Here is a 21,018-nt window from a genome sequence, read left to right as displayed (position 1 = left end):
TGGACTGGGAACCCAAGAGCAGATGATCGGGGCCTGCCATATTTGTTCGTCAGTAGCGGCATCTTGATATCGGATGAAATCCTGCTGACTGTTCCCGAACGGGTTCCCCATACGGACTTCGGAAACTGACACTGCCCCTACCGGGGGCCGGGGAGAACTGCGACAGCCGGAAGATAACCCGTCACTCATTGCAGACTTTCGCCGCTGACGCCCGGCCCCGACAGCGGAATCACGCCGTCGGAGCCAAAGGGGGATCCAAAAGCCTGCTCAGCGTGACACGTAACACCGCTCCTCCGCAGCTACTCCCCCGTGGCGGCGGGCCGGAGCGTTCCGATGAGCTGGTCGATCACGCCGGCGTCCTCGATCGTCGAGGGCACCACGTAGTCCTCGCCGTCGGCGATCTGGCGCATGGTCTTGCGCAGGATCTTGCCGGAACGGGTCTTGGGCAGGGCTTCCACCACGGTGACGTGCTTGAAGTCGGCAACGGCGCCGATGTCGCGCCGGACCAGCGCGATGAGGTCCTTGACCAGGATCTCCTTGGGCACGTCGACCCCTGATTTGAGCACCACATAGCCGCTGGGGCGCTGGCCCTTCAACGGGTCCGCGAGTCCGATCACGGCGCATTCGGCAACGGCCGGGTGCTGGCCGATGACCTGCTCCATGGCGCCGGTGGACAGGCGGTGGCCGGCGACGTTGATGATGTCGTCGGTGCGGCCCATCACAAAGAGGTAGCCGTCCTCATCCCGGTAGCCGGAGTCGCCGGTGGCGTAGTAGCCCTCGAACGCCTGCAGGTACGAGGAGATGTAGCGTTCGTCGTTGCCCCAGAGCGTCGTCAGTGTGCCCGGCGGCAGCGGAAGCGCCAGGACGATGTTGCCCTCCGTCCCCGCCTCGACGTCCGTCCCCGCTCCGTCGACGATGTTCAGCTTGAAGCCCGGCATCGGCACACTGGGCGAGCCTGCCTTGATCGGCAGGCCGTCGAGCCCGCGCGGGTTGGCGCAGATGGCCCAGCCGGTCTCGGTCTGCCACCAGTGGTCCACGACCGGGACGCCCAGGATCCGGGAGGCCCAGTGGAAGGTGTCGGTGTCGAGCCGTTCACCGGCGGCAAACAGGGTGCGCAGGCTGGAAATGTCGTATCCGCCGAGCAGGCTGGCCTCGGGGTCGGCCTTCCGGATGGCGCGCAGGGCGGTGGGCGCGGTGAACAGCACGTTGACCTTGTGGTCCTGGATGACGCGCCAGAATGCCCCGGCGTCGGGAGTGCCGACGGGCTTGCCTTCGTAGAGGACGGTCGTGGCGCCGGCCAGCAGCGGGCCGTAGACGATGTAGGAATGCCCCACCACCCAGCCGACGTCGGACGCCGTCCACATCACGTCGCCGGGTCCGATGTCGTAGATGTTCTCCAGGGTCCAGCTGAGCGCCACGGCGTGGCCGCCGTTGTCCCGCACGACGCCCTTGGGGGCGCCGGTGGTTCCGGAGGTGTAGAGGATGTAGAGCGGATCGGTGGCCTTGACGTCCACCGGCGCGGCGGGCGCGGCGGAGGCCATCTCGGTGTCCCAGTCCAGCCAGCCGGCGTGGTCGGCGACCGAGGAGGCGAAGCCGTCGCGCGCCTTCACCAGGACGGGGGTGTCCGGCACGCCGGCCAGGCCGAGGGCTTCCCCGACGGCGGGGAGGTACTCGATCCGGCGCGAGGGTTCGATGCCGCCGGAGGCGGTGACCACCGCGGCGGGGGCGGCGTCGCGGATGCGGGCGGCGAGTTCCTTGGGGGCGAAGCCGCCGAAGACAACGGAGTGCACGGCGCCGAGCCGGGCGGTGGCGAGCATTGCGATGGCGGCCTCGGGGATCATCGGCATGTAGATCACGACCCGGTCGCCCTTGCCCACGCCGTGGCTGCGCAGGACCCCGGCGAACCGGGCGACGAGGTCCGTGAGCTCCGCATAGCTGAAGCGCTGCTGCGTGCCGAGCATGGCGGAGTCGTAGATCAGGGCGTCCTGCCCGCCCCTCCCCTCCTCCACGTGGCGGTCCAGCGCGTTGTAGGACGTGTTGAGCACGCCATCGGGGAACCAGTCGTACAGCGGCTTCCGGCCGGAATCGAGGGCGCGCTGCGGTGGAGTGGTCCACGAGATCTTTGCTGCGGCTTCCAGCCAGAATGCTTCGGGCATATCCAGGCTGCGTGCGTAGCTGTCCCGGTAATTCTTGCTAACCATGAAATGAGTCCCGTCCACGACGATGTGATGGTGCTCATGGTAGCCCCGTCCGGGCGCACGGCACAAGGCTTGTGTATACAAAGGTGCCGCCGGTGAACCAAATTTGCGCCAAATGCTGGGCAAAAGGAACATCCGTGTATACACTGGACATCGTCAGCCAACGAAGGAGGCAGGATGCGCGCCAGCGACAAGGCCTATGCCGCCCTGCGCGACGACATCATCGAGTGGCGCCTGGCGCCGGGAACGGTGCTCGCCGAAGTGGAGCAGTCCGAGCGGCTCGGCATCTCCCGCACCCCGCTGCGGGAGGCCCTGAGCCGGCTCACCGCGGAGGGCCTGACGACGACGGCGGGCGGCCGCGGCGTCGTCGTCACCGACATCTCGCTGGAGGACATCGACGAACTCTTCGAGCTGCGCGAAACCCTCGAGGGCAAGGCGGCGGCGCTGGCCGCCGAACGCGGCGATGCCGCCACCTTCGAACAGCTCCGCAACGAACTTTCCCAGGCCCCCTCGCTGATCAGCGCCGGGGATCCGGCCCGGCACGACTACTACGGCCTGGTCGGACGGCTGGACTCGGCCATCGACGCCGCGATCCACAACTCGTACCTCGCCCAGGCGATGCGCAGCCTGCGCGTCCACCTGGTCCGGGTCCGCCGGCTGGCGGCCGACGACGCCGAACGGCTCACCGCCGCTGCCGCCGAACATGCCGCCATCGCCGAGGCGATCGCCGCCGGCAACCCCCGGCTGGCGGAGGCCGCCACCACGCTCCACCTGCACCGCAGCCTTTCCCACGTCAAAGCCACGCATACACCTCAATAGCACGCACCCACCGCACTAAATCCACCGCACTAAAAGGAGCATCATGGTCAAGGAACACCACGTCCGCGTTTACAAGAGCGAGGAAAACCTGCCCCGCGAGGACCAGCTCGCGTTCAAGATCGCCCAGGTGGCCGCCGATCCCGTCGCCGTCTCCGCCGAGGTCACCGACATGGTGATCAACCGGGTGATCGACAACGCCTCGGTGGCCATCGCCTCGCTGAACCGCGCCCCGATCGTTGCGGCCCGCGCGCAGGCCCTGACCCACGGCCCCACCACCGGAGGCAAGGGCTCGAAGGTCTTCGGCATCGAAGAGCGGGTGGCCCCCGAGTGGGCCGCCTGGGCCAACGGCGTGGCCGTCCGTGAGCTCGACTACCACGACACCTTCCTCGCCGCGGACTACTCCCACCCGGGCGACAACATTCCGCCGATCCTCGCCGTCGCCCAGCACGTGGGCTCCAGCGGCCAGGACCTGATCCGCGGCATCGCCACCGGCTACGAGATCCAGGTCAACCTGGTCAAGGCCATCTGCCTGCACAAGCACAAGATCGACCATGTCGCGCACCTCGGCCCCTCCGCCGCCGCCGGCATCGGCACCCTCCTGGGCCTCGACGTCGAGACCATCTTCCAGTCCATCGGCCAGGCCCTGCACACCACCACCGCCACCCGGCAGTCCCGCAAGGGCGAGATCTCCACCTGGAAGGCGCACGCCCCCGCGTTTGCCGGCAAGATGGCCGTCGAGTCCGCGGACCGGGCCATGCGCGGCCAGACCTCCCCGGTGCCGATTTACGAAGGCGAGGACGGCGTCATCGCCTGGATGCTGGACGGTCCTGACGCCTCCTACACCGTGCCGCTGCCGACCCCGGGCGAAACCAAGCGCGCCATCATGGACACCTACACCAAGGAGCACTCGGCCGAGTACCAGGCCCAGGCGTGGATCGACCTGGCGCGGAAGCTCCACGGCGGGCACCCGGAGGTCACGGACCCGGCCAATGTGGAGTCCGTGCTGATCAAGACCAGCCACCACACGCACTACGTGATCGGCTCCGGCGCCAACGATCCGCAGAAGTACAGCCCCACGGCCAGCCGCGAAACACTGGACCACTCCATCCCGTACATCTTCACGGTCGCCCTCCAGGACGGCGCCTGGCACCACGTTGATTCCTACGCCCCGGAGCGCGCCCAGCGCCCGGACACCGTGGAACTGTGGCACAAGGTCACCACCGTCGAGGACCCGGAATGGACCCGCCGCTACCACTCCCTGGACATCGCGGAGAAGGCCTTCGGCGGGACCGTGGTCATCACGCTCAAGGACGGCACGGTCATCACCGACGAGATCGCCGTCGCCGACGCCCACCCGCTGGGCGCCCGGCCGTTCGCCCGGGAGCAGTACGTGAACAAGTTCCGCACCCTCGCCGCCGGCCTCGTCGCCGAAGCGGAAATCGAGCGTTTCCTGGCCGCCGCCGCCCGCCTGCCCGAGCTGGCTGCCGGCGAGCTGGACCAGCTCAACATCCAGGCCGCCGACGGCGTGATCGACCTGGCCGCCGCACCGAAGGGACTCTTCTAAATGCTGTATTCGAAGGTCACCCCGGAGCAGAAGCGGGTCCGCTTCCGGGAGCTCCTGGCCTCCGGGACGATCCAGCAGTTCCCGGGCGCGTTCAACCCGCTCTCGGCCCGGCTGATCGAGGAAAAGGGCTTCGCCGGGGTTTACATCTCCGGCGCCGTCCTGGCCAATGACCTGGGCCTGCCCGACATCGGGCTGACCACGCTCACCGAGGTGGCCACCCGCGCCGGGCAGATCGCCCGGATGACGGACCTGCCGGCAATCGTCGACGCCGACACCGGTTTCGGCGAGCCGATGAACGTGGCCCGCTCGGTCCAGGAGCTCGAGAACGCCGGCCTCGCCGGCCTGCATATCGAGGACCAGTTCAACCCGAAGCGCTGCGGCCACCTCGACGGCAAGAACGTGGTGGACCTGGACACGGCCACCAAGCGTATCCGCGCGGCGGCCGATGCCCGGCGTGACCCGAACTTCCTGATCATGGCGCGGACCGATATCCGTGCCACGGACGGCCTGGAGGCAACGCAGGACCGCGCCAGGGCGCTCGTGGAGGCCGGGGCGGACGCCATCTTCCCGGAGGCCATGAAGGACCTCAGCGAGTTCCAGGCGATCCGTGACGCCGTCGACGTGCCGATCCTGGCCAACATGACCGAGTTCGGCCAGAGCGCCCTGTTCACGGTGGAGCAGCTCGCCGGCGTCGGCGTCAACATGATCATCTATCCGGTGACCCTGCTCCGTAGTGCCATGGGCGCTGCGGAGCGTACGCTGGAATCGATCAAGGCTGACGGTACCCAGGAGGCCCAGGTCGGGAACATGCTGACCCGGGCGCGTTTGTATGACCTCGTGGACTACGAGGCGTACAACAGCTTCGATACCGGGGTCTTCAATTTCCAGATCCCGGGTCAGTAAGCCCCCGCATCGAACTTCCGGCTCCGGCCGGGTCAACAGGCGACAGGAACAAAGGAGTTTCAGCATGGCTGAACAAGAGATCAAAAAGGGCCTCGCCGGCGTCGTGGTGGATTACACCGCGGTGTCCAAGGTGAACCCGGACACCAATTCACTGCTGTACCGCGGCTACCCCGTGCAGGAGCTGGCCGCCAAGTGCAGCTTCGAGGAAGTCGCCTACCTGCTCTGGAACGGCGAACTGCCGGACCCGGAACAGCTGGCGGAGTTCACGGCCCGGGAACGCGCCGGCCGCGCACTGGACCCCGTGGTCAAGCAGGTCATTGACGCGCTGCCGACCACCTCGCATCCGATGGACGTCTGCCGCACGGCGGCCTCCGTGATGGGTGCCCGGCACCCGCTCGCCGAGGACTCCTCGCGCGAGGCGAACATGGCCAAGGCCGTGGACCTGTTTGCCGCGATGCCGGCGGTGGTGTCCTACGACCAGCGCCGCCGGCACGGCCAGGAGGCCGTGGAGCCCCGCGACGACCTGGGCTACTCCGCCAACTTCCTCTGGATGGCCTTCGGCGAGGAGCCGGTCCAGGAGGTCGTCGAGGCGTTCAACGTCTCGATGATCCTGTACGCCGAGCACTCCTTCAACGCCTCCACGTTCACCGCCCGGGTGATCACCTCGACGCTCTCGGACCTGCATTCGGCCGTGACGGGAGCGATCGGCGCGCTGAAGGGCCCCCTGCACGGCGGCGCCAACGAGGCTGTCATGCACACCTTCGACGAGATCGGCATCCGTCCGGAGGAGTCCCTGGAGGATGCCCACACCCGGGCCAAGGTGTGGATGGAGGACGCCCTGGCGCACAAGAAGAAGGTCATGGGCTTCGGGCACCGCGTGTACAAGCACGGCGACTCCCGGGTGCCCACGATGAAGGCGGCCCTGGACAAGATGATCGCGTACTACGGCCGGCCGGAACTGCTGGGGCTGTACAACGGGCTGGAGTCGGCGATGGACGAGGCCAAGGCCATCAAGCCCAACCTCGACTATCCGGCCGGTCCCACGTACCACCTGATGGGTTTCGACACCCCGACCTTCACTCCGCTGTTCGTCGCCAGCCGCATCACCGGCTGGACCGCGCACATCATGGAGCAGCTGGACTCGAATTCCCTGATCCGCCCGCTGAGCGAATACAACGGCGTCGAGGAACGGCACCTGGCCTAGCCCCGGTTCCTGCAGCACGCACGACGGCGGGCCGGTCACCTCTGGTAGGTGGCCGGCCCGCTTGTCGTTGTGCTATCCCGCGTTGATCTTCAGCGAGGTGATCATGCGTTTGGCGTCGCGGTATTCGGCGGTCGCCATGTAGGCCCGGGCAGCTTCCAGCGAGGGGAAGGTCTTGGCGCCCTTCCGGCCACCGACTTCCGCCGAGCCGCCGGCGTTGACCTGGAACGCGTCGGCGAAGGAGTACAGCGGCGACTCGGGCGGGCCGCTGACCACGTTGTAGAACATGCACGCGGTCCCGTCTTTGCCGGCGGCGCTGCTCGTGATGCCGTAGGACGCGGTGACGCGGCCGGTTTCCAGCAGGGCCCTGAAGGTGAACCGCGGGGTGATGGTGTCCGCGGCGGCCTGGTTGTAGGGCAGGGCGAGTTCCACCGAGTCCAGCACCTGGTAGGGAACCGGGCCCTGGCACGCGCCGCCGATCCCGCCTGACGGCCCGTAGTGCAGGGACGCCACCACCAGGCCGGCTTCGTCGGCGACGTCAACGTCCACCGCCGCGGCGGCGCCCGGCGGCGTCGTGACGGTCCACCGCGCCGGGTAGTCGAAGCTGACTTTTCCGGTGCCGCTCGTGAAGGTCTTCCACTGTTCGGCGGGCGGCACGGGAGTGGACGAGGGGTCGGCCGGCGGAACGGCACCGGCCGTGGCCGGCGGGGCTGCCGGCGTGCCGGCGCCGGGCGTGGCGGTGCCCGGGGTGGCTGTGCCCGGCGTGGTGCTTGGCGTGATGCCGGGCGTCGCGGTGGCAGCCGGTGCCACCACCCCGCCGGCAGTCCCGGCCTGGTCGGGCGCGGAGGCGAGGTTGCTGCCCACGAGCACTCCCGTGGTGATCGCGGCCGCCGCGATCACCACGATCGCCCCGGCCCACCGCCGGCGGCGTCGTGTGGCCGCCCGGGCGGCGGAATCCCCCGTTGTGCCGTCGTCGCTGAATGTTGCCGTCCCCGGGGTGATGTCCCTGGTTGTATCCATGTCATATCCCCTATGTGTCGGTTGCCGTTTAGCCGTTGATCTTCAGTGACATCACAATGCGCTTGAGCGTTGCGAACTCTGCCGTTTCCATGTAGCGGCGCGCCTCTTCGAGGGACTGGAACTTCAGGTCCGACGCGGCGCCGGTGTTGTAGTTCTGGGCGAAGAAGTACTCACCGGAGGGCAGGCCGCTGACGACGTTCTGCGGATCGCAGGTGGTTCCGTCCACTCCCCAGCTCTCATCCGCAATGCCCAGGTTCCCGACGAACGGGACCGCCGGCTGTCCGAGCTGGCTGACGTCCCACACCCGGAAGATGAACTGGGGATTGATGGCCCGCTCGCCCTGCCTGCTGGACGGGAAGGTCATGGCCGCGCTGTCCAGCACGGTGAAGGCCGTGCACGGGGAAATGAGGTTCGGGCGGTTGCGGGTCTGGTTGAAACCCAGGGTCAGCAGCACGCGGCCGTTCTCGTCGGTCACGTCGGTGTAGCGGCCGTCTTCGCGGCTGGCCACCTGCCAGTTGTCCGGGTAGTCAAAGCTGCCCAGCCCGTTGGCGCTGGTGTAGTTCTGCCAGACTGGCTGCTTCTGGACGGGCTGCGTCTGAACGGGCTGCTTCTGCACGGGACGGAGTGCCAGCGAAATGAGCATGCGCTTCACGTCCCGGTACTCCTGCGAGGCCATATAGGCTTTCGCCTCGGCCACGGACCCGAACGTCAGGGCGTCGCGGCCGTCAGCGGCCAGGACCTGGCCCGTCCCGAAGGTGATGGCCGGCACCCCCTCAGGGGTCCGGACCGAGGACAGCAACTGGCCCGCGTTCCCCGACGCCGGCGCGCCGCTGGAGTCGATCGTCAGCGCACCGTACACCGCCGCTCCTTCGAGGATGCGGAACTTGAACTGGGTCAGGCCCGTCCGGGCGCCGCCGGAGGGCGCCTGCGGGATGTCCAGGGTCACGGCGTCGAGGGTCTGGTAAGGCACCGCCGGCGCCCCCGTTCCGGATGCCTGCGGGACAGTGCGCAGCCTGGCGACCTGTTTTCCGGCGGCATTCGTGACGGTGATGTCACTGGCCCAGTAGCCCAGTCCCGTCCCGGCCGCCAGCACGGACTCAGCTACCCTCCAGTCCGCAGGGTGTTCGAACGTGGCCTGTCCGCTGGAGTCGGTAAACGTGGTCCAGACGGCCGGCGCGGGCACGGGCGTGGCGCTCGGCGTGGCGGTCGGCGTCGGCGAAGGACCGGCGGGGGCCAGGGACTCCGTCGCCACGACGCTGCTCGCCGGTTCCGGCGCCGTGGTGAGCGCACCGAGGTTGGTGGCAACCAGGACGCCCGCGGCCACGGCTGCCACCGCGATGGTCATGGCCCCGGCGATCCGGGCACGCCGGCGTCGGCGGACTTCATCCAGGGAAGCGACACCGGCCAGGCCTGTATCGCTGAAGGCGGCCGGTTCGGTGAGCATCCGGTGCAGGGCCGCAGCGCCGTCGGGCACAGGCGGATCGTTGCGCATGGGGTCGGCGGCGGAAATTCTGTTCTTGATCGGATCCATTTCAGGCACCCATCTTCTGTGTGGTCGCTTCAGCCATCATCGATTCGGCACCGAGCGGCATGTGCTTTCGGAAGGCAGCCCGTGCCCGGTGCAGGCGGACCTTGGCTGCGGATTCACTGCATTGCAGGACACCAGCGATTTCCGCGATGCTGAGTTCGTCCCAGTACGCGAGCTGGAGGATGTCCCGGTCCTTGTCCCGCAATTGCGCCATGGCATCCTGGACGGCGACGTTGTCGGAGTCCTCGCCGCCCCTGACCACGGCGGCGGCCCTGAGCTTGTCCTGCAGCGCCTGCTGGCGGTCCCGGCTCCGGTAGGCGTTGCCCACCAGGTTGCGGGCCACGGTCAGCAGCCAGGCCATGTCCGACCGCGGCTCCTCGCCCCACTTCTGCCACACCACCCGGAAGACGTCCGCGGCCAGTTCCTCCGCCATCTCGGCCGATTCCACCCGCCGTCGCACAAAGCGGTAGACCCGCGGATAGCTGTCTTTGTGAATGGCGATGAACGCCAGTTCGCGCTCGGAAAGCACGATGTCCCCCTGAAAAGTAGTGTCCTGAGCTGCAGGCTACCTGTGTTGTTTCCGGCCGGTGCGCCGGGGTTACATTTCCCCGGAAAGTCTTTCGACCGATGCCACACTCTCGTTGTCCTCGTTCAGGACCACCACGACGTCGTGCACCTCGCCGGCCAGGGCGGCAGGCAGCCAGTGCTCCGCGTCCTGCCACATCAGATGCAGCGGCAGCGCCCCGGTATCGAACCACTCGGGCGTTATCTCGGGGCTCTCCGCCGGCTCGCCTTCCCAGCGCCGCGTGGTGAAGAGCCGGCAGTACATATTCCACTCGGGGCGGGTCGGGAAGAGGAACTCGATGACGCCGGCGTCGGCCAGGTCCTCCTGCCGGACGAGGACTCCGGCTTCTTCCCAGACTTCACGCACGACGGCTTCGGCGTCGCTCTCCCCCGGCTCAACGTGGCCGCCAATGCCCACGATCTTGCCCGTGCCGAACCCGGTCCGCTTCAGCCCCAGCAGCACTTCGGTGCGGGAGTCTGTTTCGCGGAGCAGGAAGCATAAGGTGACGGGAGTGGAGGCCATAAAGCCAAGCCTAATGGCGCGCTGCGCCCCTGCGGCTCAGCCCAGCGCGCGGGGATGCGCGGCGGCGTAGATCTCCCGCAGGGTGTCTGCCGTGACCAGGGTGTAGACCTGCGTGGTGGTGACGGAGGCGTGGCCCAGCAGTTCCTGGACCACCCGGACGTCGGCGCCGCCTTCGAGCAGGTGCGTGGCGAAGGAGTGCCGCAGGGTGTGCGGTGAGACGTCCTTGGTGATGTTCGCCTTTTCCGCGGCGGTCTTGAGGATGGTCCAGGCGCTCTGCCGGCTGATCCGTCCGCCGCGGGCGTTCAGGAACAGCGCCGGGGTGCCCTTGCCCTTGGCGGACAGCAGCGGCCGGCCGCGGACGAGGTAGGCGTCCAGGGCGCGGGCGCCGAAGGATCCCAGCGGAACGAGCCGTTCCTTGGATCCCTTGCCGAAGAGCCGGACAATCGCGGGCCCGGCTTCCCCGTCCGTGTGCAGGGAGATGTCGTCGACGTCGAGGCCCACGGCTTCGCTGATCCGGGCGCCGGTGGAATACAGGAACTCCAGCAGGGCCCGGTCGCGCAGCCCGGTGGCGGTGTCCGTTCCGACTGCCTCCAGGATCCTGGTGACCTCGTCGACGCTGATGGCCTTGGGCAGGCGCTTGCCGGGCATGGGCGGATGGACGTCGCTGGCCGGGTCGGTGGGAGTAACACCCTCCAGGGCCCAGAACTTGTGCAGCCCGCGCACGGCCACGACGGTCCGGGCTGCCGACCGGATGCCCAGGGCCGAGCCGCCGTCGGACCCCTCGGAGAGCGCCTGGACGAAGCCGGTGACGTCGTGCCGGGTGATCTCGGCGGGACGCTGGCGGCCCGTGCCGGCCAGATGCCTGGCGTAGCGGGCGAGGTCCCGCCGGTAGGCGGAGAGGGTGTTGGCCGCGAGTCCCCGTTCCACGCCCATGTGCTGCAGGTAGTCCGTCATGGCGCGGTCTATCGCCGTCAGCGGCCGGGCCGGGGGCTGCTCGGGCGCCGGGGGGTCTGCTGTCAGCGGTTCCCCCATCAACGGTTCCAACATCAGCGCTGGCTGGGATGCGCGGGCCACGGGGCGTTCCCCGGGCGGAGCTTCTGGAAGCCGTCGGCTCGGGCGGCCGCGGCGGCGAGCACTCCGACGACGGCGGACGGGTTGTGCAGGCGCCCCTCCAGCACGGCCTCAACGGCCGCGTCCAGCGGGATCCAATGCAGCTCGATCTCGGCTTCCTCGTCGGTGCGGACGTGGAGTTCGTGGCCGGGCACATCACTCAGGTCCCGGGCGAGGTAGATGCGGATGGCCTCGCTGGAGGACCCGGGGGAATTAAGAAGTCGGCCAGCACGTTCCACTGGCCGGCGATGAGGTCGGCCTCCTCGGCGAGTTCCCGGGCCGCGCCGGCCACGAAGTCCTCGCCTTCGACATCGAGGAGCCCTGCCGGGATTTCCCACAGGTCCATGCCGACGGGGTGCCGGTACTGCTTGATCAGCAGCACTTCGCCGGCGTCGTTCATCGGGAGGACCGCCACGGCCCCGGGGTGCTCGATGTAGTCGCGGACGAGCGGGTCGCCGTCGTCGTGGAGCTGAAAACTGTCGCTGACCACGTCCCAGATTCGGCCTTCGTAGACCGTCCGGGACGACAAAAGACGGCGCGGGCTCGGTTCGTCCGAAACCTGCCGTGCAGCATGGGGGGTTTCAGGGATACCGGGCATCGCGCCGTCCTTTGATTTAGTTGGGGGTTACTTCGACACTGCCGCGGACGGCTTGGCCGCGGCAGGGGCGGCCTTGGCTGCGTCCGCCGTGCCTGCCTCTGCCTTGGAGACCTTGCTGCCGTCGCCCTTCTGGTGCTCCAGGGCGGCCTTCACCAATCCGGAGAACAGGGCGTGCGGCCGGGTCGGGCGTGAGCTGAGCTCCGGGTGCGCCTGCGTGGCCACGTAGTACGGGTGGACTTCGCGGGGAAGCTCCACGTACTCCACGAGCTTGCCGTCGGGCGACGTTCCGGAGAACACCAGTCCCTTGGCGGCGATCTGCTCGCGGTACTTGTTGTTGACCTCGTAGCGGTGGCGGTGCCGTTCGCTGACCTTGGTGGTGCCGTAGGTCTCGGCGACCACGGACCCCTCGTCCAACCTGGCCTCGTACAGGCCCAGGCGCATGGTGCCGCCCAGGTCTCCCTTGCCGTCGACGATGTCCAGCTGCTCTTCCATCGTGGCAATCACCGGGTACTTCGAATCCGGCTCGAACTCGGACGAGGACGCGCCCTCGAGGCCGACCACGTTGCGGGCGTACTCGATCACCATGCACTGCAGGCCCAGGCAGAGGCCCAGGACCGGGAGCTTGGTCTCGCGGGCGTATTTCAGCGCGCCGAGTTTGCCTTCGAGTCCGCGGATGCCGAAGCCGCCGGGGACGCAGATCGCGTCGACGCCGTCCAGGGACTTGACCGCACCTTCGTGGGTTTCGCATTCGTCCGAGGGGACCCAGCGGATCTTGACCTTGGTGTCGTTGGCGAAACCGCCGGCGCGCAGCGCCTCGGTCACGGACAGGTAGGCGTCCGGCAGGTCGATGTACTTGCCGACCAGGGCGATTTCAACCTCGTGCTTGGGGTTGTGGACCGCGTCGAGGAGCCGGTCCCAGCTGGTCCAGTCGACGTCCTTGAAGGGAAGGTCGAGCGCACGGACGATGTAGGAATCCAGGCCCTGGGAGTGCAGGGTCTTCGGGATGTCATAGATGCTCGGGGCATCCGGGCAGCCGATGACGGCGTCGATGTCGACGTCGCACATGCGGCCGATCTTGTCGCGCATGGGCTGCGGGACTTCGCGGTCCGAGCGGATCACGATCGCCTCGGGCTGGATGCCGATGGAGCGCAGCGCGGCAACGGAGTGCTGCGTGGGCTTGGTTTTCAGTTCCTGCGACGGGCCGATGTAGGGCACGAGGGAGACGTGCAGGAAGAACACGTTGCCGCGGCCGATGTCCTGGCGGACCTGGCGGGCGGATTCGAGGAACGGCTGCGACTCGATGTCGCCCACGGTGCCGCCGATTTCGGTGATGATCACGTCGGGGGCGTGCTTGCCCTCGGCGGGAAGCCGCATGCGCCGCTTGATCTCATCGGTGATGTGCGGGATGACCTGGACGGTGTCGCCGAGGTATTCGCCGCGGCGTTCCTTGGCGATGACCGTGGAGTAGACCTGGCCGGTCGTGACGTTGGCCGAGCCCTCGAGGTTTTCATCGAGGAAGCGCTCGTAGTGGCCGATGTCGAGGTCCGTTTCGGCGCCGTCGTCGGTGACGAAGACTTCGCCGTGCTGGAAGGGGTTCATCGTGCCCGGATCCACATTCAGATAGGGATCGAGCTTTTGCATTGTTACAGACAAGCCGCGTGCCCGCAGGAGGTGACCGAGGCTCGAAGCCGTCAGTCCCTTACCGAGCGAGGACGCCACACCACCGGTAACGAAGATGTGTTTGGTCGTCTTGGACGAGCCCGGAAACCGGGAATTTACACGGGAATTTGATCGCTGCACCACGGGGTTCGAGCCTATCATCAATTCGGCCTCCAGGGGTCTGTTCGCGGCAAGCCGCTGTGGTTGTCCTCCCGGTTCCGGGGCGCCGCACGGGGGTGGTCAGGCCTGCTGCGGCAGGAGCCGGGCGTCGTCGAGCAGCTCCTGGGCGTGGGCCTGGGCGGATTCGGAGTCCTCCTGGCCGGCGAGCATGCGGGCCAGTTCCCGGACGCGTTCGGCCTCGTCGAGGAGTCGGACGTCACTGGAGGTGAAGCCGGTGGCAGTGGCGCCGTCGGCGCCGCGCACGGAGGTCTTGGTGACCCGGATGTGCTGGTCGGCGAACGCCGCCACCTGGGGCAGGTGGGTCACCACGAGCACCTGGACGTGCCGGGCCAGCATCGCCAGCCGCCGTCCGATCTCGACGGCGGCACGGCCGCCCACGCCGGCGTCGACCTCGTCGAAGACGAAGGTGGGCACCGGGTCGACGGCGGCCAGCACCACTTCGATGGCGAGCATCACGCGGGACAGTTCGCCGCCCGAGGCGCCCTTGCCCAGCGGGCGGGCGGGGGCGCCGGAGTGCGGCTGGAGCAGGAAGGAGATCTCGTCCGCGCCGTGCGGTCCCGGGTTCCCGCCGGATTCGACGGTGATGACCAGGGTGGCATCCGCCATCGCCAGGGCCTTGAGTTCCGCGCTGACGCGGGCGGAGAGGTCCTTGGCGGCCTTTTTGCGGAGCTTGCTGATCCCGGCGGCCTGCCGGGCCAGCTCGGCCCCGTCGCGGGCCACGCCGGCCTCCAGCGCCTCGATCCGGGTGGAGTCGTCCTGCAGCTCCAGGAACCGCGCCCGGGACTGCTCGGCCCACACCAGCACCTCGTCGATGCTCGGGGCGTACTTGCGCACCAGCTTCGCCAGGGCTCCCCGGCGGTCCTCGATTTCGGCCAGCCGTTCCGGGCCCTCGGTGTCGAGGGCGGACTGGTAGCTGGCGAGTTCGGTGGCGATGTCGTTGAGCAGGAAGCCGACCTCGGCGAGCCGGGCGGCCGCGGAGCCGAGTTCCTCGTCGTGTTCGGCGACGTGCTCGAGGGTGCGTTTGGCGGCATCCACCAAGGCGGTGGCGTCATTGCCGTCACCGAAGTCCTCGGCGATGAGTGCCTGGTGCGCCGTGGTGGCCGCGATCCGGAGTTCCTCGACGTTGGCGAGCTTGACTGCCTCCGCCTTGAGCGATTCGTCCTCCCCCGGCTGAGGGTCGACGGCGTCGATCTCGGCCAGGGCAACCTCGAGGGATTCGGCCTCGCGGAGGCGTTCCCGGGCGGCGCTGCGGAGCTCGTCCAGTTCGGCCTGGCTGGACTTCCAGTGGGCGTACAGCTCCTGGTAGCTGCCGAGCGCCGTGGCGAGGCTCTCCCCCGCGAATTTGTCCAGAGCCTCGCGCTGCGCGACCGGGCTCTTGAGCCGGATCTGCCCGGACTGGCCGTGGACCACCACGAGGGTTCCGCCGATCTCCCCGAGCACCCCCACGGGGGCGGCGCGGCCTCCGAGGTAGGCGCGGCTGCGGCCGTCCGCGCCCACACTGCGGGCGAGCAGCAGCTCCGCGCCGCCGTCGAACTCCTCCACCTCGGCGCCGGCCTCCCGGGCCCGCGCCACGGCCGGGTGCCCGGCGTCGAGCTTCACTGTCGCCTCCGCGGAGGCGCTCTTCGCGCCGCTGCGCACGGCGCCGGCGTCGGACCGTGCGCCGAGCAGCAGCCCGACGGCGGTCACCACCATGGTCTTGCCGGCACCGGTTTCACCGGTCACGACGCTCAGGCCCGGGCCGAGGGGCAGCGTGGCGTCGGTGATGACACCGAGGTCGCGGATTCTCAGTTCTTCAAGCATGGTTCACTTCGCAGTCGATGGATCAGGAGTCTCGTCCGGCCCTGCGTGCGGCGGTCCTGCCTGCGGCGGCGTCGGGAGCGGGGGCATCGGCCGGGGCGTGCGGATCACCGGCACCGGCCCGGTATGGACGGTGGCGGCTTGCGGCATCGGTCCGCGCCAGCCCTGGATGGGCAGTTCGAATTTGCGGACCAAGCGGCCGGAGAAGGGCGTCTGGTGGGTGCGGGCGAGACGGACGGGCGTGGCGGAGCGGGTCACTTCCACGCGCGCGCCGGGCGGGAGGTCCACGGAGCGCCGGCCGTCGCACCAGAGCACGCCCTGCGCATCGGTGCGGTTCAGGATCTCGACGGCGAGCCGGGACCGGGGTGAGACCACCAGCGGCTTGGCGAAGAGCGCGTGGGCGCTGATCGGCACAATCAGCAGGGCCTCGACCTCGGGCCACACCACCGGGCCGCCGGCGGAGAAGGCGTAGGCGGTGGAGCCCGTGGGGGTGGCCAGGACCACGCCGTCGCAGCCGAAGGAGGTCAGCGGGCGTTCGTCGACCTCCGTGACGACCTCGAGCATCCGTTCCCGGTTGCCTTTTTCGATCGCGGCCTCGTTGAGGGCCCAGGTGTGCCAGATTTTCTGCCCGCGGACCCAGACCTGGACGTCGATGGTCATCCGCTCTTCCACGGTGTACTGGCGGCTCGCGACCCATTCGACGGTCTGGGCCAGGTCCGCCCGCTCGCTCTCGGCCAGGAATCCCACGTGGCCGAGGTTGACGCCGAGCAGCGGCACGTCAACCTCGCGCACCAGTTCCGCCGCGCGGAGGATGGTCCCGTCCCCGCCGAGCACCATCACGAGTTCGACGTCGGGCAGCATCACGTGGTCGTGGAGGATCTCGACGGGCTGGTCGAGGCGGCCGAAGAAGCGGACCATGTCGCCGAGCTCGGATTTGAGCATCACGGGAATGATGCCGAAGTCGTGGAGCTGGGCGCACGCTTCCCAGGCAGCCTTGAGGGACTCCTCACGGCCTGTGTGGGCAAGGATGAGGACACGCCTGCTCATCGGGTTCCGCCTTCTGGTGCTTCTAGTACTTGGGCCAGATTGTTCCGAGTAACGCAGCAACGGCTGCGTCCCGCTCTTCGATCTTAGGCAGGTCTGTTCGAATCCCGCGCTTTATCCACAGGAAGTACTCGACGTTTCCGTCCTGGCCGGGCAGCGGGCTGCTGGCGAGGCCCTTCAGTTCCAGCCCGGTGTCCATGGCCTCCGCGGCGACTTTGGCCACGGCGAGGCGGCGCTCCCGCTCCGAGGTGACGACGCCGGTGCGGCCCAGCCGGTCCTTGCCGATCTCGAACTGTGGTTTGACCATCAGGACGAGGTCGCCGCCCGGTTCGGTGCACGCCGCCAGGGGTGCCAGCACGAGCGTGAGGGAGATGAAGGACAGATCCGCCACCGTCAGCGCCACCGGTCCGCCGATCTCCTCAGGGGTCATGTAACGGACGTTGAGGCCTTCGTGGACGGAAACACGCGGGTCATGCCGGATCACGGGGACCAGCTGGTCGTGACCGACGTCGACGGCCACGACGTGGGCCGCACCGCGGCGCAGCAGCACCTCGGTGAATCCGCCGGTGGAGGCCCCGGCGTCCAGGCACCGCTTGCCCTCGACCTCGACGGCGGGAAACGCGTCCAGCGCACCGGCCAGCTTGTGCCCGGCACGGCTGACGTAGTTGTCCTCATCGGCGGCTGCGACGTCGAGGGCCGTGTCGTCCTGGACCTGAAGCGAGGCCTTGGCCAGCACTTCACCGTCGGAGCTGACCTTGCCTTCGGCGATGAGGCGAGCGGCATGGGTGCGGGACCTCGCCAGCCCGCGGCTGACGAGGGCCTGGTCAAGCCTGCTCATTTCGTGGCATCCCCTGGTGACGTGGTCGGTCCGGCCGCGGCCGGGCCTGTGGTTGGTGGTGCTGCGATGGACTCGTTGAGGGCCGCGAGCAGTTCATCGTGCAGGAGGGCATAGACCTCCTCGTGGCGGGCCACGGGGAGGTCCGGCAGGTCACCGAGACGGCGAAGCAGAGCGCCGACGGCGGGGTCCAGGGACGGATCATGCCCTGCGGCAGCGCCGGCAGCGCTGGCACCGCCGGCACCGCCGGGCTCCGCCGGAAGCGCCGGCCAGGAGACCTGGGCGTCCTCCCCTGCGGGGTCCGTCCCGGTGATGTTGTTGGGCTCGGTCATGGTCCCCAGTCTAGTGATCCAGCCATTCGAGGACCGGCGCCAGGGCCGTGAGGGTCTCGGGATTGGCGGACCACCAGGCCGAGCAGGCTGCCCTCCAGGCGTCGAGGTCACCGGGATCGCCGCTGACCCGGACCGTCTGCCCGTGCACCACGGCGGTGGCCGCGCCGCAGCGGTGCTGCCCGGCGTCGGACTCAATGGCCGGGTAGGGACGGTACAGGTCCGTGAGGTCGTTGATGAGGTAGCCGGGCCGTTCCAGCGTCCGGGCGGCGAGGATCGTTTCGCGGGTGTCGACGCCGGTCAGCACGGCAGCGGTGGCGAAGCCGGCCCTGTTCCCGCCGAGGATGTCGGTGTCCAGGCGGTCGCCGACGACCAGCGGCCGGTCTGCGGCCAGGCGTTTCGCGGCGGCGTGGAACAGCGGCGCTTCCGGTTTGCCGGCAACGAGGGGCCGCTGTCCGGTGGCCGCGGCCACGGCCCCGACCAGCGTCCCGTTTCCCGGTGCCATGCCCCGGGCCTGGGGAATGGACATGTCCGTGTTCGTGGCCACCCACAGGGCGCCGCCCGCAATGACATAGGCGGCTTCCGCGAGGTCCTTCCACCCGAGGTCCGGATGGAACCCCTGCACGACGGCGACGGGCTGCTCGGCTTCACTGCGGACCGGCACCAGTCCGACGAGTTCAATCTCCTGGGCCAGCGAGTCCCCGCCGGTGACCAGCACCCGGGCACCCGCCGGCAGCAGCGAAGCGAGCAGCTCGCCCGCGGCCTGCGAGGAGCTGACCACCTGGTGGTCCTCCGCCGGGGCACCCAGATCGCGCAGGTGCTGCGCCACCTGCGCCGGCGTCCGGGAGGCGTTGTTCGTGACGTAGCCGAGGCCGACGCCGATCCCGGCGAGCCGGCGCAGGGATTCCACGGCGCCCGGGATGGCGTGCGGCCCGGCGTAGACGACGCCGTCGAGGTCGGCGAGCAGGGCGTCGAAGGCGGAGATCAGCTCCGGTGCGGCCATTCCGGATCAGCCTTCGGAGCGTTCCGGCTCGCGCGAGCCGGCGTCGTCAGACTCGCCGTGTCCGGAGTCGTCGGAGTCGTTATGTCCGAAGTCACCGTGTCCGGAATCGTCGTGTCCGGCCTCGCCGGAATCGTCGTGTCCGGCCTCGCCGGAATCGTTGCCGGTGAGGACCTCGGAGCGGTCCAGCGCGTCTTTTTCCACGGAGTCGTCATCGGACTCGGCGTCGTCGGACTCCCAGAAGTCGGATTCGGCGTCGTCGGATCCTTCGTCGAGGGCGTTGGCTGCCGCCGCCGTTTCCGGCAGGCCTGCGACGGCCTCGGCGCTGGCGGCACGCGGCGACTCCTCCTCCGGGGCAGCCGCGGCGGACCGCTGGGCGGCCTGTTCCGCGAGGAGCCGGCGCTGCTGCTGTTCCTCGCGGGCTTCCTCTTCCTCGTCCCAGCCGAGATCGATGATGTCCGGGTCTTCCGAGACGTCGAGGCCGAGGGCGTTCTCGGCGACGGTGGCCTGGCGCTGCCACTTCTCCGCCTCGGCCGTGCGGCCGACCGCGGCCAGGGCTTCTGCGTAGGCGCGGAACAGTCGCGGGCTGTAGGAGAACGCCCGGTTGATGTCCAGCTGGGCGATTTCCAGTTCGGAGACGGCAGCATCGAGCTGGCCCAGATCGGTGCGGGCACCGGCGGCAACGATGGCCAGTTCCGCCTTGCCGGGGGCATCGAGGTCCTTGGCCTCCTCGGAGCGTGCCATTTCCAGGGCGCGGTCGGGGCGGCCGAGTCCACGTTCGCAGTCGGCCATGACGGGCAGGTGCATGTTGGAGCCGCTGATCCTCCGGTAGGTGCGGAACTCGCGCAGGGCTTCGCCGTAGTGGCCGGCGGCGTAGGCGGTCAGGCCCACGGCTTCGCGGACGGCCGCGAGGCGGCCTCCGCGCCGGCTGGCTGCCAGGGCGTGCTGAAAGGCCAGCTCCGGCTCGTCGTCGATGAGGCGGCCGGCCATCACGAGGTGGCGGGCCACCCACTCGGCGCTGTTTTCCTCGAGGGTCCTGATCTGGTGCTGCGTGGCGCGGTCCAGTTCCTTGCCCGTAACGTCATCGTCGATCTGCGGTGAACGCTCGCGGTCGGGGCGGTTGGCGCTGCGGAGGTCCCGGGCGTTCGGGACGCGGACCGGGCGGTCTTCTGTCCGGTCGCGGCCGAACTGGCGGGGACCGGAGTCGCCGCGGTCAAAGCTGCGGGCGGGCCGGTCATCACGGTCAAAGCTGCGGCCAGGCCGGTCATCACGGCTGCCGAAGGGCTTGCGGTTGTCGCCGCCGCTGTAGGGCTTGCGGTCGGCACCGGCGCCGAAGCTGCGGCGTTCGCCGCCGCCTTCGCGCGGGGCACGATCACCAAAGGGCTTCCGGTCACGGTCACCGCCACCGCTGTACGGCGGCTTCCGGTCGGCACCGCCACCGGCACCAAAGCTGCGACGCTCCCCGCCGCCTTCGCGCGGGGCACGATCACCAAAGGGCTTCCGGTCACGGTCACCGCCACCGCTGTACGGCGGCTTCCGGTCGGCACCGCCACCGGCACCAAAGCTGCGACGCTCCCCGCCGCCTTCGCGCGGGGCACGATCACCATAGGGCTTCCGGTCACGGTCACCGCCACCGCTGTACGGCGGCTTCCGGTCGGCACCGCCACCGGCACCAAAGCTGCGACGCTCCCCGCCGCCTTCACGCGGGGCACGATCACCATAGGGCTTCCGGTCACGGTCACCACCACCGCTGTACGGCGGCTTCCGGTCGGCACCGCCACCGGCACCAAAGCTGCGACGCTCCCCGCCGCCCTCACGCGGAGCCCGATCACCATAGGGCTTCCGGTCACCGCCACCGCTGTACGGCTTACGGTCACCGCCACCGCTGTACGGCTTACGGTCACCTTCACGCGCAGGGCGGTCCCCGAAAGGCTTTCGGTCCCGATCGCTGGAGGAAGGACGCTCCGGCTGGGCGCCCCGGTCATCGCGAGCACGGTAGCCACGCGGATCGCCGCCGGAGTTGTTGGTGCCGCGGAATCCACCGCCACCTGAATTGCGTCCGCCGCCAAAGTTGCCGCGGTCGTTGCCGCCGCGATTACCGTCGTTGTGCTCAGCCATGCTGGATTCCTCCTGTTGCGAGCCCCCG

17 protein-coding genes and 1 pseudogene are annotated in these 21,018 nt (G+C 69.1%); 4 read left to right on the top strand and 14 right to left on the bottom strand.

Annotated features, from left to right (window positions below):
• Positions 1–299: 299 nt before the first annotated feature.
• Positions 300–2,201, bottom strand: coding sequence for a propionyl-CoA synthetase (locus AC06G6_RS07100; RefSeq protein WP_479827637.1), 1,902 nt, complete (start codon positions 2,199–2,201; stop codon positions 300–302).
• Positions 2,202–2,375: 174 nt separating this feature from the next.
• Here AC06G6_RS07100 and AC06G6_RS07095 point away from each other — a divergent pair, with 174 nt between their 5' ends.
• The 4 genes from AC06G6_RS07095 to AC06G6_RS07080 all read left to right on the top strand — a co-directional run bounded on the left by AC06G6_RS07095 (position 2,376) and on the right by AC06G6_RS07080 (position 6,688).
• Entirely contained in the window at positions 2,376–3,017 is a 642-nt protein-coding gene (locus AC06G6_RS07095; RefSeq protein ID WP_479827635.1) for a GntR family transcriptional regulator, read from the top strand.
• 43 nt (positions 3,018–3,060) lie between these two features.
• Entirely contained in the window at positions 3,061–4,581 is a 1,521-nt protein-coding gene (locus AC06G6_RS07090) for an MmgE/PrpD family protein (RefSeq protein ID WP_479827633.1), read from the top strand.
• On the top strand, positions 4,582–5,484 hold the full coding sequence (gene prpB / locus AC06G6_RS07085) for a methylisocitrate lyase (protein WP_479827631.1): 903 nt from the start codon (positions 4,582–4,584) through the stop codon (positions 5,482–5,484). It abuts the gene before it with no gap.
• Positions 5,485–5,548: 64 nt separating this feature from the next.
• Positions 5,549–6,688 (top strand): bifunctional 2-methylcitrate synthase/citrate synthase, encoded by a 1,140-nt coding sequence (locus tag AC06G6_RS07080; protein WP_307463362.1) that lies wholly within the window; start codon positions 5,549–5,551, stop codon positions 6,686–6,688.
• 72 nt (positions 6,689–6,760) lie between these two features.
• Here the strand turns inward: AC06G6_RS07080 and AC06G6_RS07075 are convergent, their stop codons facing one another.
• From AC06G6_RS07075 to AC06G6_RS07015, 13 genes and pseudogenes are all read right to left on the bottom strand, one after another.
• Positions 6,761–7,705, bottom strand: a complete 945-nt coding sequence (locus AC06G6_RS07075; protein ID WP_479827628.1) for a hypothetical protein — start codon at positions 7,703–7,705, stop codon at positions 6,761–6,763.
• A gap of 28 nt (positions 7,706–7,733) precedes the next feature.
• Complete coding sequence (locus AC06G6_RS07070; protein WP_479827625.1) at positions 7,734–9,236, bottom strand: hypothetical protein; 1,503 nt, start codon at positions 9,234–9,236, stop codon at positions 7,734–7,736.
• A gap of 1 nt (position 9,237) precedes the next feature.
• Positions 9,238–9,762 (bottom strand): RNA polymerase sigma factor, encoded by a 525-nt coding sequence (locus AC06G6_RS07065; RefSeq protein ID WP_479827623.1) that lies wholly within the window; start codon positions 9,760–9,762, stop codon positions 9,238–9,240.
• A 69-nt stretch (positions 9,763–9,831) separates the two neighbouring features.
• Positions 9,832–10,320: an 8-oxo-dGTP diphosphatase gene (locus AC06G6_RS07060; protein WP_479827621.1), complete on the bottom strand. Its 489-nt coding sequence runs from the start codon at positions 10,318–10,320 to the stop codon at positions 9,832–9,834.
• A gap of 36 nt (positions 10,321–10,356) precedes the next feature.
• Positions 10,357–11,352, bottom strand: coding sequence for a site-specific tyrosine recombinase XerD (xerD, locus tag AC06G6_RS07055; RefSeq protein ID WP_479828572.1), 996 nt, complete (start codon positions 11,350–11,352; stop codon positions 10,357–10,359).
• A 14-nt stretch (positions 11,353–11,366) separates the two neighbouring features.
• Positions 11,367–12,028 (bottom strand): annotated as a pseudogene (locus tag AC06G6_RS07050) (NUDIX domain-containing protein).
• A 27-nt stretch (positions 12,029–12,055) separates the two neighbouring features.
• Positions 12,056–13,849, bottom strand: coding sequence for a CTP synthase (locus tag AC06G6_RS07045; protein WP_479828571.1), 1,794 nt, complete (start codon positions 13,847–13,849; stop codon positions 12,056–12,058).
• A gap of 78 nt (positions 13,850–13,927) precedes the next feature.
• Positions 13,928–15,667, bottom strand: a complete 1,740-nt coding sequence (gene recN / locus AC06G6_RS07040) for a DNA repair protein RecN (RefSeq protein WP_479827619.1) — start codon at positions 15,665–15,667, stop codon at positions 13,928–13,930.
• A 3-nt stretch (positions 15,668–15,670) separates the two neighbouring features.
• On the bottom strand, positions 15,671–16,711 hold the full coding sequence (locus tag AC06G6_RS07035) for an NAD kinase (RefSeq protein WP_307463377.1): 1,041 nt from the start codon (positions 16,709–16,711) through the stop codon (positions 15,671–15,673).
• Between the two features lie 22 nt (positions 16,712–16,733).
• The gene (locus AC06G6_RS07030) at positions 16,734–17,546 is read right to left on the bottom strand and encodes a TlyA family RNA methyltransferase (protein ID WP_479827617.1); all 813 of its coding nucleotides are present in this window, start codon (positions 17,544–17,546) and stop codon (positions 16,734–16,736) included.
• Complete coding sequence (locus tag AC06G6_RS07025) at positions 17,543–17,875, bottom strand: hypothetical protein (RefSeq protein ID WP_479827615.1); 333 nt, start codon at positions 17,873–17,875, stop codon at positions 17,543–17,545. Before AC06G6_RS07025 ends, AC06G6_RS07030 begins: the two co-directional genes overlap by 4 nt.
• Before the next feature lie 10 nt (positions 17,876–17,885).
• A complete protein-coding gene (locus AC06G6_RS07020) occupies positions 17,886–18,875 on the bottom strand; it encodes an HAD-IIA family hydrolase (RefSeq protein ID WP_479827613.1) in 990 nt (329 codons plus the stop codon).
• A 6-nt stretch (positions 18,876–18,881) separates the two neighbouring features.
• Complete coding sequence (locus AC06G6_RS07015) at positions 18,882–20,990, bottom strand: hypothetical protein (RefSeq protein ID WP_479827611.1); 2,109 nt, start codon at positions 20,988–20,990, stop codon at positions 18,882–18,884.
• Between the last annotated feature and the right edge of the window lie 28 nt (positions 20,991–21,018).

The sequence above is a fragment of the Arthrobacter sp. CJL-S3 genome (assembly GCF_056711635.1).
Note: the sequence above shows the minus strand (reverse complement) of the source record. Positions and strands in the feature narration are given on the sequence as shown.